Origin of the sequence: Streptomyces sp. NPDC091272 (assembly GCF_044757485.1) — a bacterium.
GTDB lineage: Bacteria > Actinomycetota > Actinomycetes > Streptomycetales > Streptomycetaceae > Streptomyces.
Genome location: NZ_JBIVVC010000002.1, coordinates 152,936 through 164,921, shown reverse-complemented (window position 1 = coordinate 164,921; position 11,986 = coordinate 152,936). Strand labels below are relative to the sequence as shown.

11 protein-coding genes and 1 pseudogene are annotated in these 11,986 nt (G+C 72.5%); 2 read left to right on the top strand and 10 right to left on the bottom strand.

The features are described from left to right. Positions 1-34: 34 nt before the first annotated feature. Together ACIQM4_RS05555 and ACIQM4_RS05550 are read right to left on the bottom strand one after the other, a co-directional pair. Positions 35-661, bottom strand: a complete 627-nt coding sequence (locus ACIQM4_RS05555; RefSeq protein ID WP_401588099.1) for a bifunctional 4-hydroxy-2-oxoglutarate aldolase/2-dehydro-3-deoxy-phosphogluconate aldolase — start codon at positions 659-661, stop codon at positions 35-37. A gap of 30 nt (positions 662-691) precedes the next feature. Further along, on the bottom strand, positions 692-1,654 hold the full coding sequence (locus ACIQM4_RS05550; protein ID WP_401586462.1) for a sugar kinase: 963 nt from the start codon (positions 1,652-1,654) through the stop codon (positions 692-694). A 232-nt stretch (positions 1,655-1,886) separates the two neighbouring features. Here ACIQM4_RS05550 and ACIQM4_RS05545 point away from each other — a divergent pair, with 232 nt between their 5' ends. After that, on the top strand, positions 1,887-2,486 hold the full coding sequence (locus ACIQM4_RS05545; protein WP_401588097.1) for a Uma2 family endonuclease: 600 nt from the start codon (positions 1,887-1,889) through the stop codon (positions 2,484-2,486). Here ACIQM4_RS05545 and ACIQM4_RS05540 read toward each other — a convergent pair. The 7 genes from ACIQM4_RS05540 to ACIQM4_RS05510 all read right to left on the bottom strand — a co-directional run bounded on the left by ACIQM4_RS05540 (position 2,461) and on the right by ACIQM4_RS05510 (position 9,834). Then, the gene (locus tag ACIQM4_RS05540) at positions 2,461-3,504 is read right to left on the bottom strand and encodes an amidase family protein (protein ID WP_401586459.1); all 1,044 of its coding nucleotides are present in this window, start codon (positions 3,502-3,504) and stop codon (positions 2,461-2,463) included. The two genes, ACIQM4_RS05545 and ACIQM4_RS05540, sit on opposite strands and share 26 nt — an antisense overlap. Positions 3,505-3,519: 15 nt before the next feature. Further along, on the bottom strand, positions 3,520-4,977 hold the full coding sequence (locus tag ACIQM4_RS05535) for a penicillin-binding transpeptidase domain-containing protein (RefSeq protein WP_401586456.1): 1,458 nt from the start codon (positions 4,975-4,977) through the stop codon (positions 3,520-3,522). Continuing rightward, a complete protein-coding gene (locus ACIQM4_RS05530) occupies positions 4,974-6,428 on the bottom strand; it encodes an FtsW/RodA/SpoVE family cell cycle protein (protein ID WP_401586452.1) in 1,455 nt (484 codons plus the stop codon). The genes ACIQM4_RS05535 and ACIQM4_RS05530 overlap by 4 nt, the downstream gene beginning before the upstream one ends. A gap of 157 nt (positions 6,429-6,585) precedes the next feature. Then, positions 6,586-7,089 carry an SH3 domain-containing protein gene (locus ACIQM4_RS05525; protein WP_401586449.1) on the bottom strand — a complete coding sequence of 168 codons (504 nt, stop codon included), beginning with the start codon at positions 7,087-7,089 and terminating at the stop codon, positions 6,586-6,588. A 122-nt stretch (positions 7,090-7,211) separates the two neighbouring features. After that, positions 7,212-8,492, bottom strand: coding sequence for an ATP-binding protein (locus tag ACIQM4_RS05520; protein WP_401586446.1), 1,281 nt, complete (start codon positions 8,490-8,492; stop codon positions 7,212-7,214). Further along, positions 8,489-9,193 (bottom strand): hypothetical protein, encoded by a 705-nt coding sequence (locus ACIQM4_RS05515; protein ID WP_401586444.1) that lies wholly within the window; start codon positions 9,191-9,193, stop codon positions 8,489-8,491. The genes ACIQM4_RS05520 and ACIQM4_RS05515 overlap by 4 nt, the downstream gene beginning before the upstream one ends. 311 nt (positions 9,194-9,504) lie before the next feature. Further along, positions 9,505-9,834 carry a zinc-ribbon domain-containing protein gene (locus ACIQM4_RS05510; RefSeq protein ID WP_401586442.1) on the bottom strand — a complete coding sequence of 110 codons (330 nt, stop codon included), beginning with the start codon at positions 9,832-9,834 and terminating at the stop codon, positions 9,505-9,507. Positions 9,835-10,093: 259 nt separating this feature from the next. Here ACIQM4_RS05510 and ACIQM4_RS05505 point away from each other — a divergent pair. Then, positions 10,094-10,893 (top strand): annotated as a pseudogene (locus tag ACIQM4_RS05505) (nuclease-related domain-containing protein). Positions 10,894-11,067: 174 nt separating this feature from the next. On the opposite strand, the gene ligD reads toward ACIQM4_RS05505, so the two are convergent. Continuing rightward, a complete protein-coding gene (gene ligD / locus ACIQM4_RS05500) occupies positions 11,068-11,976 on the bottom strand; it encodes a non-homologous end-joining DNA ligase (RefSeq protein ID WP_401586439.1) in 909 nt (302 codons plus the stop codon). Positions 11,977-11,986 lie beyond the last annotated feature (10 nt).

Below are 11,986 nucleotides of genomic sequence, written 5' to 3'. Positions count from 1 at the left end.
CCCGGCACGATCCGGACGAGAGGCCCCGGGGGCGTCAGCCGGTCGCGGCCCGGGTGAGGCGGTCGAGCAGCGTGCGCACCCGGGCGCCCGCCTCCTCGGCACCGCCCGACGTCAGCGCCGAGCCCATGCCGCAGGCCACCGCACCGGCCGCGATCCACTCCGGGGCGTTCTCGACGGTGACCCCGCCGGTGGGGATCACCGGGGCCTGCGGCAGCGCCGCGCGCACGTCCCGCAGCCAGGAGGGGGAGACCGTGGAGGCGGGGAACAGCTTCAGACCGTCGGCCCCCTCCTCCAGCGCCCGCACCATCTCCGTGGGCGTCACGACACCGGGGAAGACCGGCACGCCGTACCGGTGCCCGGTGCGGATCACCTCGGGGTGCAGGCTCGGCGACACGAGGAACCTGGCCCCCGCCTCCACGGCCGCGCGGGCCGCGGCCCCGTCGATGACGGTGCCCGCGCCGATCAGCGCGCCGGGCCGGCTCTCGGCGAGGTGGGCCACCGCGGTCAGCGCGCGCGGCGTCGTCAGGGCGACCTCCACGGCGTGCAGCCCGGCGTCGAGCACCGCGTCGGCCGCGGCCACCGCGGCTTCGGGGTTCTGGCTGCGGACGATGCCGAAGACACGCTGCTCGGTGACGGCGCGTACGAGGTCCCAGCGGTACATCATGTCAACTGCTCCTCAGGCAAAGGGTGTTCAGCGGTTCACGGTCTCGGCGTCCCCGCCGAACGACGCCAGCGCCCGGTCCAGGTCGCGCCGGTCCGGCAGTCCGTCGGTGTCGGTGGCGCACTGCACCACCAGCGCGGCCACCGCCGCCGCCTCGCGCAGACAGGTCTCGTAGGGGGCCCGCCGCAGCAGCCCGGACAGGAACCCGGCGGCGAAGGCGTCCCCCGCCCCGACCGGGTCCGTCACCGGGACGGAGAAGGCACGGTGGCTCCAACTGCCGTCCGTACGAAGGCAACCGGCGGACTTGTCACGGTGCTTGACCACCACGGTGCCCGGCCCCGAGGCCAGCACCTCGGCCGCCCCGCCCCGTATCCCCAGCACTTCCAGCTCGTCCTCGCCCGCCAGCACGACGTCCGCCCGTGCCAGCAGCGGGGCGACGACCGCGCGCCAGCGCTCCGGGCCGCCCAGCTTCAGCCGTACGTTCGGATCGAAGGAGATCCGCACGCCCGCCGCCTCCGCCAGGTCGAACAGCCGGAGCGTCGCCCGGTGCGCGGAGTCCGACAGCATCGGTGTGATGCCGGTGACGTGCAGGATCCTGGCCCCCTCCAGCATCGCGGCCGTCAGCTCCTCGGCCGACAGCCGGGACGCGGCCGAGCCCGAGCGGTAGTACTGCACGTCGATGCCCCGCGCCGGATGGCTGTCCCGCAGCAGCAGGCCCGTCGGCGCCTCCGGGTCGACGGCCGCGTACGACGTGTCGATCCCCTCGGCCCGCAGCTGCGCGAGCACCGCCCGGCCCGCCGGATCGTCGCCGACCCGGCCGAGCCAGCGCACCGGGTGCCCCAGCCGGGCCAGCCCGGCCGCCACGTTCGACTCCGCGCCCGCCACCGAACGCCGGTAGGCCACCGCCCGCTCCAGCGGGATCCCGGGCTCGGCCAGCATCAGCAGCATGGCCTCCCCGCACACGACCACCTCGGGGGGCGTCCCGGCGCTCATCGGGCGGACCCCGTGCTCGCTCCGGCGGGCCCGTCGCAGAACGGGTCGATCATCAGCATTCCTCCGCGTCCAGCCTGCGTCCCCGTACGACAGACACGCAATCATCCGTACGCCGGGGCCAGCGCACCGGGGGGTCAACGCGTCCCGGTCACTCACCCGTACGAGGGGCGATTCGGCAATCACTCTGGGTACGCTTTCCATGTCGGACAGACTCCGTCCCATGGGAGCAATCATGAGCGCCGCACGCGAGTACGAGCTGGACGCGAGTACCGAGTGGGTCCGTCCGCCTGTCGGCGGGTGGCTGGCCGACGATCTCGACCGGCTTCCGAATCTTCCTCCGCACACGGAGCTGATCGACGGGAGCCTTGTTTTCATGAGTCCGCAGACCGACTTCCACATGGCCACCCTGCGCCTGCTGGAGAACGCCTTGCTGACCCTGGCGCCGGAGGAACTGTACGTCGTACGGGAAATGACCACGAAGCTGTCGGAACGGGACCGCCCCGAGCCGGACCTCATGCTGGTCCCGGACACGGCACGCACCGGGCCCTCCCAGACCTGGTACGACTCGGCCGACGTGATCCTGGCCGTCGAGATCGTGTCGGCGGAGCCCACCGACCGCGACCGCGAGACCAAGCCCCGTAAGTACGCCGCCGCCGGCATCAAGCACTTCTGGCGCGTCGAGGAGAACCACGGCCTGCCCGTCGTCTACGTCTACGAACTCGACCCGGCGACCCACGGCTACGGGGCCGCGGGCATCTTCCACGACCGGCTCAAGCTCTCCGTCCCGTTCCCCGTCGACATCGACCTCACGGCCGTCGACCGCCGCCGCTGACCCAGGGCGTCACGCAGGCCGCCGCCCGAGCCAGCAAGGCCTCCGTGCCGAGGTCCGAGACGAGTTGCAGCCCCACCGGCAGGCCGTCCCGGGTGAACCCCGCGGGGATGCTCAGCGCCGGATGCCCGCTCACGTTGAAGGCCCAGGTGAGCGCGGTGGAGAACCGTCCGCCCGGCCCATCGTGGCCGTGCGGCGCGAAGGGCGTGGTGGGCGTCGCCAGCAGTGCGGTACGGGTGAAGAGCTGAGCGAGCCGGGACGTGTTCTCCGCCGCCACGCCGCCCGGCCGGGCACCGCCCCGGATCGCCGCCCACTCCTCCTTCGGGTCCAGCAGGGCGAAACCCTCGGGGGCGTCCGTGAGCGTCAGCAACCGCTCCGCCGCGCCCCTGGCCACCGCCACCACCTCCGGATCGAGGTCGGGGCCCGCCGCGAACCCCAGGTCGGCGGACCACACCGCGCTCACGGGCCGCTCGGCCACCGGTTCGTAGCCGTCCACCACGCAGCGCAGATACGCCTGGAGTTCCGCCGCCGAGCGGCCCAGCACCCCGGCGGTCGCCAGCCCCGTGCGGTCCGGTGACGGCAGCAGGCCACGCGTCGTGCGCAGCCCGAACACCCCGCACCAGGCGGCCGGGATCCGTACCGAGCCCGCCCCGTCGGTCCCGGTGGCCAACGGGACCATCCCGGCCGCGACGGCCACCGCGGCGCCCGCGGACGAACCGCCGGGGGTACGGTCGGCGCGGTACGGGTTGCGGGTGCGGCCCCGCGCCCCCATGCCCCAGGTCTGCCAGTACGTACCCGGGCCCGGCACCGCCGTGGAGCCCACCGCGACCGCGCCCGCCGCGATCAGCCGACGGGCGGCGTACGAACGCAGACCGGAAGGTCCCTTCACCGCGAACGGCATGCCGTACAACGGCAGTTCAGGGTCGTCGACGGCCACCGTCGCGTCCTGCCACACGTCCAGGAACGCGCACAGCCGGGGATCGAGCTCCGTGATCCGCGCCAGCGCCTGCCGCACCTCCATGGCCACCCCCTCCGGTCAGTCTCCCAGTACCGCTTCCATCACCGACCTGGCGATGGGCGCCGCGAGCCCGCCACCCGTGATGTCCCCGCGGCGCGCCTGCGAGTCCTCCACCACCACCGCGACCGCCACCGCCGCCTGCCCGGCGTCCGGCTTCTGCGCCCAGGAGATGAACCAGGCATAGGGAACGCCGGAGTTGTCCAGGCCGTGCTGCGCCGTGCCCGTCTTGCCGCCGACGGTCACGCCCGGGATCGCGGCATTGCCCCCGGTGCCGTTCTCGACGACGTCGACCATCATCTTCTGGAGCTGCACGGCCGTCGCCGGATTCATCGCCTGCCGGTAGGAGCGGGTGGCCGACTGAGAGATGACACTCCCGGAGTTAGTCGCCGTACTCTCCACCAGGTGCGGCGTGTTGAGGTCCCCGCCGTTCGCGACCGCCGCCGCCACCATCGCCATCTGGAGCGGGGTGGCGCGGGTGTTGAACTGACCGATGGACGACAGGGCCAGCTGGTCGTTGCTCATGTCCTTGTCGAAGTTGCTCACCGAGACCCAGGAGGGGATGGCGATCCCCTTGTCGTTGAACCCGAAGCGGCCGGCCGCTTCGTACATCCCGGAGAGCCCGACCTTCACCCCGAGGCCGGCCATCACCGTGTTGCACGACACCCGGATCGCGTACGCCAGCGAGGCGTCCTCGCAGCCGCTCGCCTCGTTGGGGAGCGTGGTGGTCGTGTTCGGCAGGACGTACGGGTCGGGGGTGTCCGTCGGTGCGTCCACGTCCGTCACCACCCCCGCGTCGAGCGCCGCCGCAGCCGTCACGATCTTGAACGAGGAACCCGGCGGGTACGTCTGGCGGATCGCCCGGTTGAGCATCGGCCTGCTGGTCGAGGAGTTGAGGGCGGCCCAGGCGCCGGTGGCCGCGGGACCCGTCCCGGACAGCTGCCCCGGATCGTACGAAGGGCTGCTGACCAGCGCGAGGATCCGCCCGGACGCAGGTTCGATCGCCGCCACCGCGCCACGCCGGCCACCGAGGCCCCGGTACGCCGCCTGCTGGGCGGCGGCCTTGACCGTTGTCGCCACCCGCCCGCCCGGCTGCTGCTCCCGGGTGATCTCCCCCCAGAAGGGGAACGGCGCGAGCATCGGGTCGGTGCCGGACAGGACGTCGTCCTCGGCCGCCTCGATGAGCGCGGTGCCGTACGTCTGCGAGGCGTAACCGGTGACCGGCGCGTACAACGGACCCTGGGTGTAGGTGCGTTCCCAGCGGAGCTGCTCCCCGGTGTCCTTGGAGCCGGTGACCGGCCTGCCGTCCACGAGGATGTTCCCGCGCTCCTGCTCGTAACGGACGATGTTCTTACGTCGGTTGGCGGGATTGTCGTCGAGGGAATCGGCCTGGAGGACCTGGACACGGGCGGCGTTGAGGAGCAGCGCGACCAGCAGGAACAGACAGAGTCCGGCGGCCCGCCGGATGTATCGGATCACGGTTTCCTGCCCTCCAGCTTCCGCTGCACCTTCGCGAGTTCGGCAAGGTTGCCGGCCACGCTGTCCGCGGACACCGCCGCGATCTGACCCGTCTCGGCGGCGGTCGGCCGGGGGCGGCGCGCCGAGTCGCTGACCCGGATCAGCAGCGCCACGATGATCCAGTTGGTGACCACGGACGAGCCGCCCTGGGCGAGGAACGGCATCGCCATCCCGGTCAGCGGGATCAGCCCCATCACACCGCCCGCGATCACGAACACCTGGAGCGCGATGATCGAGGCGAGACCGATGGCGAGCAGCCGCCCGAACGGGTCGCGCAGCGCGAGCCCCGCCCGGTAGCCGCGGGCGACCAGCAGCGCGTACAGCAGGAAGAGCGCGGTGAGCCCGGCCAGGCCGAGCTCTTCGCCCGCGGTGGCCAGGATGAAGTCCGACTTCGCGGCGAACCCGATGAGGATGGAGTGGCCGAGGCCGAGGCCGGTGCCGAGCATCCCGCCCGCCGCGAACGCGAAGAGCGACTGGGCGAGTTGGCTGGGCCCCTGCCCCGCCGCGATGGAGGCGAAGGGGTCCAGCCAGTCGACCACCCGGCTGTGCACATGCGGTTCGACCGAGCCCACCGCGTAGGCCCCGACGGCCGCGAGCAGCAGGCCCACCGCGATCCAGCCGGTCCGGCCGGTCGCCACGTAGAGCATGATCACGAACAGGCCGAAGAAGAGGAGGGAGGTGCCCAGGTCCCGCTCCAGGACCAGGACGCCGACACTCAGCAGCCAGATCGCGACGATCGGGCCCAGTACCCGGCCGGTGGGCAGTTGGAGGCGTTTGAAGAAGAGGGTGCGGCCGGTGTAGGCGAGGGCGTTGCGGTTGGCGGCCAGGTAGGCGGCGAAGAAGACGGCGAGCAGGATCTTCGCGAACTCGCCCGGCTGGAAGGAAAATCCGCCGATCCGGATCCAGATCTTGGCCCCGTTGACCGCGGGGAAGAAGATGGGCAGCACCATCAGCACGAGGGCGGCGGCGCACGAGAGGTACGCGTACCGCTGGAGCACCCGGTGGTCGCGGAGCGAGACGACGACCGCGATGAAGAGGGCGACGCCGAGCGTGGACCAGGTCAGCTGGGTGAACGCGGCCTGGTCGTCGGGGGTTTCCAGGTCGAGGCGGTAGATCAGCACCAGGCCGATGCCGTTGAGCAGGACCGCGATGGGCAGCAGCAGCGGATCGGCGTACGGGGCGCGGAAGCGGACCGCGAAGTGGGCGAGCAGGGCGAGGACGCCCAGCCCCGCCCCGTAGCTCAGGGCGTCGGGCGGTGCGCCGCCGGTCTTGCCGAAACCCGTGACGCAGTAGCCGAGCACGGCGATCAGGACGGCGCCGACGAGCAGCGAGAGTTCGACGCCCCGCCGCTTGGGGAGCCGGAGGTCGGGTGGGGGAGGTTCTGTGGGCCTGCCCGTCGGCGTGTCCGTCATGACCGGCAACGTAGCAAGCGTTTGTATCGAATGTCCGTAAATGTCACTGAGGGGGCGGGGCGTCACCCCGTCCCCTCAGTGGCGTCCCCGTCAACGGCCCTGGCCGCGGGGGTGGCGCGAGCCGCGGGGGCGGCGCCGGCCGCGGGATGGCGCCGGCTCAGCACCAGCGGGGGGTGTGGCCGCTCTTCGGGGTGATGTGCTGAGCGGAGCCCCAGGCCCATACGCCGTCGGTGAGCTGGTACCAGCGGTCGTTGCCCCCGACGTGGTCACCGACGGTCTGGCAGAAGATGTGGACCGTGGCGCCGTAGGGCTCGGTGCGGATGACATCGCTGGTACTGGTGGGCTTGTCGCGGAGCTCCAGGCCGCCCCGCGCGGTCACGCGGCCCTCGGTGTGCCGCTGCCGGTCGTCCTGGTGCTGCCGGTCGCGGTGCTCCTCGGCCCAGTCCCACTGGTCGCGGACCCACCGTTCACGGGCCCGCTGGTCCTCGCTCTGGTCGTCGCTGTCACCAGTTCGCGGCGCATCCGGGTGCAGGCCGACGCTCTGCCGGGCTCCGGTCTGCGGGGCGCCGGTCTGGGTGGCCGCCAGGGCAGGCGGCGCGGCGAGGGTGGCGGTGAGCGCGCCCGCGGCGACGTACAGGACGAACTTCTTCGGGCTGGGCATGTTGCCTCCTATGGGAGGAGTGGCCGCGCTCCAGTACGGCGCGTGGCCCTCAACTCGCTTGCTTCACCCTAAAATCGACCACTAATGATCGCAAAGTGTCACTTTGTGTTGCTATGCGGACTCTATGTCGAGCCCTGCGGTGTGCCGGAACGCTCCGGCAGGGTGAGCGTCGCGACCGCCCCTCCGTCGGGCGCGTTCGCGAACGTCAACCGCGCCCCGATCACCTCCGCCTGGCCCACCGCGATGGTCAGACCGAGGCCGTGCCCGCCCCTGCCACCGCCCGCCTCGGTGCGGAACCGCTGCGGTCCGTGCTCCACCAGATAGGCCGGAAAACCGGGTCCGTGGTCACGCACCGTGAGCACCGGCCCGTCGACGGTCAGCACCACCGGGGCCCGGCCGTGCTTGTGCGCGTTGGCGACGAGATTGCCCAGCACCCGCTCCAGCCGGCGTCTGTCGGTCTCCACACCCACGCTCCGCACGACCCTGACCTCGGTCGGCGCGAGGCCCGCGTGCACCGCGCGCTCGGCCAGCGGGCCCAGCTGGTGGACGTCCAGCTCGACCTGTTCGCTGCCCGAGTCGAGCCGGGAGATCTCCAGCAGGTCCTCGGTCAGCCGGCGCATGGCGTCCACCCGGTCCCGCACCATCTCGGCCGGACGGCCGGGCGGCAGAAGTCCGGCCGCCGCGGTCAGCCCGGTCAGCGGGGTGCGCAGCTCGTGCGCCACGTCGGCGGTGAAGCGCTGCTCACTGAGCAGCTTGCCCTGGAGGGTGGAGGCCATGGTGTCGAGGGCGCCGGAAACGGTGGACACCTCGTCCTGGTGCCTGCCCTGGTCCCGGTTGCGGGGGTCGTTCACCCGGGCGTCGAGGTCGCCCGCGTCGATCCGGCGGGCGACCTGGGCGGTCTGGTGCAGCCGGTGGGTGACACGGGTGACGGCGAAGGCACCGACCAGCAGGGTGGCTCCGATCGCCAGGACGGAGGAGCCGAGGATGGCCCGGTCCAGGCCGGTGATGGTCGCGACGCTGGAGCGGTAGTCCAGTGCGACACCCAGGGCGCGGCCGTCGGCGGCGCGGGCGGCCCACATACGGGGACGGCCTTGCAGGTCGTTCGCCACGACGCTGCCGTGTTCGCCGTGGCGGACGAGGGTGCGCAGGGAGGCCGGCATACCGGGAAGGTCGAGCCCGGCGCCGGGCGGCAGCGCCTCCCCCGCCTCGTACGCCTCGGCGGCCCGGCCCAGCTTGTCCAGCGCCTTCTCGCGGGCCTGCTCGACGGTCTGGTGGGTCACGGAGACGTGGACGAGGGCGCCGAGGAAGAAGGCGAGGGCGCAGCACATGACGGTGAGGAAGGCGAGAGCCTTCCAGGTCAGCGAGGCGGTCCAGGCGGGAAAGCGGAGCCGGAGGCGCTTCACGGTCCGGCCCCCGGTCCTTGAGCAGCCGCTGGTCCTGGGCGCTTGGGCAGCGTTCCCCGGCCTGTGTGCACGATCTGGTCCTGGGTGGGCAGCATCGCGTGCTGGTGCGCGTCCCAGGTCCAGGAGGTCCGGTACTCGTAGCCCGCGATGCCCGCCGGCACCCGTAGCACCAGGTCCTTGCCCGCGAACGCCACACTGATCACCGCGTCCGACGTGCCCATGATCCGGGTCAGTCCGCCCTTCTCCGCGAGGTAGGCGCGGATCGCCAGCTGGCTGCCCGGCATGGTGATGCCGACGATCAGCTCGTCTCGGCCGTCGCCCGTCAGGTCGCGGTAGTACGGCGGCAGCACCGGGCACTCCCGCGGCTTGTCGCCGCAGGCGCGGAGCTTGGTCACCGTCTCCGCGTAGAGCCCGTCGGGTCCGCTGTAGGTGTTGGGGTGGGCGTTGGCCTCGGCCCGCACCACGGCGACCGGGTCGACCTTGTGCACATCGCCCCCGGGCACCTTGATGCCCTTGGCCGTCTCCGTCTCGGCCATCCCGAATTCCTCGGCCGGGGCCTTCGCGGGAGGCAGCGTGGGCCACAGCCGCACCGGCCCCACCGCGGTGGGCGCGGGCCCCGCGCTCTTGAGCTCGCCCGCTCGGACGCAGCCAGGAACGACGCCGCACACCACGGCGACGAGCACGGCGGCGCGGGCCGCCACGGCCGGGCGGGTACGGATGCTGGAGCGGGTCCCGGAGCCGGTCCCGCCGGCGGAGGCCGGTCCGCGGTCCGGACCCACGCGTCGCTCGGCGCCGAGGCGCCGGTCAGGTCGGGCGACGCGTCGGTCGGGTCGGCGGAGGAACAAGAACTCCCCTCCCTGCCGACCGCTACTGCAGGAGGTCGGCGAAGAAGATGCTGTCGTCGGTCGGACGGGGTACCGGGTGGCCGGTCTCCCCATAGACCTTATGCGGAGCTAAGTTCCTATTGTCCACTTGTGAACCTCGCGGATCTTGGAGTGGAGTAGTAGCTGGGTCACTGCTGATACGGATTCTGCTGCGGCGACATCCCACCGGCCCCTTGGCCGGGGCCCTGGCCGGGCCCCTGCCCGTACGCCGGATTCCCGCCCTGCTGCGCCTGTGCCTGGAGCCGCTCCGCCTCCGCCCGCTCCACCCGCCGCTCCGCCCCGCAGAACGTGCACTGCGTGACGTACTTCGAGGAGACCGGGAACAGCGGTACGAAGAACAGGGTGAACTTGGTGACCCGCTTGCGCAGCGTGTGCGCCGCCGGGTTGCCGCACTGCCCGCAGAGCAGCATCAGCATCGCCAGCTGGTACACATAACCCTTGGTGCCGAAGATGATCATTTGGTGCCCCCGATTCTCCGGGAACGGACCCCGCGCCCGCCCCACGACCAGCCTGGTCCCGACCGTACCCGTGCAACGTCCGGCGCCCCCGACGGGTTCCCGCCGCCTCCCCCTCGCCCGGTCCGCCCCGGTCACTCTCCGCCACCGGACTCCGTCGTGCGGTCCGGTCCTGGCCGACCCCCGGCCAACTGCCATTCGTTCACGCCCAGTTGTTCCCTCGGTGGCTCGCGGCTGTTCCCATGGCAGGGGGTGATGGACGATGAAACCACTGCGAGTCACACCGGCCGTCGGCAGCGGCGGCGCGCGACTGTACGTGAGTCTCCCCTCCGGCCGGAGCGTCGCCCGGTACGACAGGGACACCGGCCGCGTCAGCCTGCTGGCGGAGAGCTGCCGCGAGGAGGTGCTGGCCGCCCTCGCCCCGTACGTCACCGGCCCCCTCAGCGTCGGGCCGCCCCCGTCCCCACCCCGGCGGACCTGGTGCGCCTCGCCCTCCACCCGGACGACGACCTGGCCCCCAACCGTCCCGGCGAACACCTGCACCTCGTGGCGGACGTGCCGGACATGGCCGATATGGCGCCGCCGGCTCGTCGCTCGCGCGCCGACCCGCGTCGCGCGACCCTGGCCGCGCTCCAGCGCGTCGGTGCGGAGCTCGACGCGCTGGAGCCCGCCGGCTGGCGGATCCTGCACTCCGTCCCCCTCCCGGGCCGCACCCAACTCGACCACCTCCTGATCGGTCCCGCCGGTGTCCTCGCGGTGCACACGGTCCCCGCCCGGAGCCGACGGTTCGCCCTGGACGCTCCCGCGAGTACCCCGCACCTGCGCCGGGCCGCCCACCACGCCGAACGGGCCGCGCTCGCGCTGGCCGCGGCCGTACGCCCGGTACTCGCCGTCGCGGGAGCGAGGAGGTTCGCGGGCGGCCCGCCCCCGGACGGCGTCCGACTGCTGCGCGACGGCGAAGCGGCCACCGCACTGGCCCGCCTGGGCTCCGTACTCAAACCGGCCGACGTCGAATCGCTCTACGCCTCGGCGCGGGACCGCCACACCTGGTTACGCGCCTGATCCCGCGCGGGACCGGCGCACCTGGTTACGCGCCTGATCCCGCGCGGGACCGGCGCACCTGGTTACGCGCCTGATCCCGCGCGGGACCGGCGCACCTGGCTACGCTCCTGACCCCGCCCGGGACGGCCACACCCCGGCTACGCTCCTGACCCCGCCCGGGACGGCCACACCCGGCTACGCTCCCGACCCCGCCCGGCTCGGCAGTCCACGTGCCAGGTTCAGGTCCAGCAGTGGGGCCAGCAGGTCCCCGTGCCGCTCCAGCCGTCGCGTCACGTCGTCCAGCCGGAAGACCAGCGACCCCGCGTCGGTCTTCCCCGTCCCGACCTCCTCCCAGGTCAACGGCGTGGACACGGTCGGCTCGCTCCTCGCCCTGACGGTGTACGGCGCGGCTGTCGTCTTGGCCGCGGAGTTCTGGCTGAAGTCGACGAACACCCGTCCCTTCCTGAGTGCCCGCGCCATCCGGTGCACCACCAGTTCCGGAAGTTTCGCCTCCGCCTCCACCGCGATCGCCTTCGCGTAGGCGCTGACCCGGTCCGAAGGCGTCGGTTCCACCGGGACCAGGACGTGCAGCCCCTTGGACCCGGAGGTCTTGACCCACGCGCCCAGACCGTCGGCCGCCAGCCGGTCCCGCAGCCACAGCGCCACCTCGCAGCACTCCGCGGCCGTCGCCGGTTCCCCGGGGTCCAGGTCGAACACCATCCGGTCGGCCACCCCGGGGCTCTCCGCCCGCCACTGCGGTACGTGGAACTCCACCACCAGGTTCGCCGCCCACATCAGCGAGGGCAGATCGGCCACCAGCACCTGCCGCGCCGCGACCCCCTCCGACCGTGACACCTCCACCGTCTTCACCCATGCGGGCCTGCCCGGCGGCGGATTCTTCGCAAAGAAGGTCTCGCCCTGCGGCCCGTCAGGGAAGCGCAGGAAGGACATCGGCCGGTCGTGCACGTGCGGGAGCAGCGCCCCGGCGGTCGTGGCGACGTAGTGCAGCAGCTCGCCCTTCGTGGTACCGGTGGCCGGATAGAGCACCTTCTCCAGATTGCTGAGGGCCAGTTTCCGACCCTCCACCTCCGTCATGGGCGACATAGCATAAGAA

What these genes read in the sequence shown, in the direction of transcription:
- ACIQM4_RS05550 (WP_401586462.1), bottom strand. Translation starts at nt 1,654, where the DNA reads ATGAGCGCCGGGACGCCCCCCGAGGTGGTCGTGTGCGGGGAGGCCATG.
- ACIQM4_RS05510 (WP_401586442.1), bottom strand. Translation starts at nt 9,834, where the DNA reads ATGATCATCTTCGGCACCAAGGGTTATGTGTACCAGCTGGCGATGCTG.
- ACIQM4_RS05530 (WP_401586452.1), bottom strand. Translation starts at nt 6,428, where the DNA reads ATGACGGACACGCCGACGGGCAGGCCCACAGAACCTCCCCCACCCGAC.
- ACIQM4_RS05525 (WP_401586449.1), bottom strand. Translation starts at nt 7,089, where the DNA reads ATGCCCAGCCCGAAGAAGTTCGTCCTGTACGTCGCCGCGGGCGCGCTC.
- ACIQM4_RS05555 (WP_401588099.1), bottom strand. Translation starts at nt 661, where the DNA reads ATGTACCGCTGGGACCTCGTACGCGCCGTCACCGAGCAGCGTGTCTTC.
- ACIQM4_RS05545 (WP_401588097.1), top strand. Translation starts at nt 1,887, where the DNA reads ATGAGCGCCGCACGCGAGTACGAGCTGGACGCGAGTACCGAGTGGGTC.
- ACIQM4_RS05540 (WP_401586459.1), bottom strand. Translation starts at nt 3,504, where the DNA reads ATGGAGGTGCGGCAGGCGCTGGCGCGGATCACGGAGCTCGATCCCCGG.
- ligD (WP_401586439.1), bottom strand. Translation starts at nt 11,976, where the DNA reads ATGTCGCCCATGACGGAGGTGGAGGGTCGGAAACTGGCCCTCAGCAAT.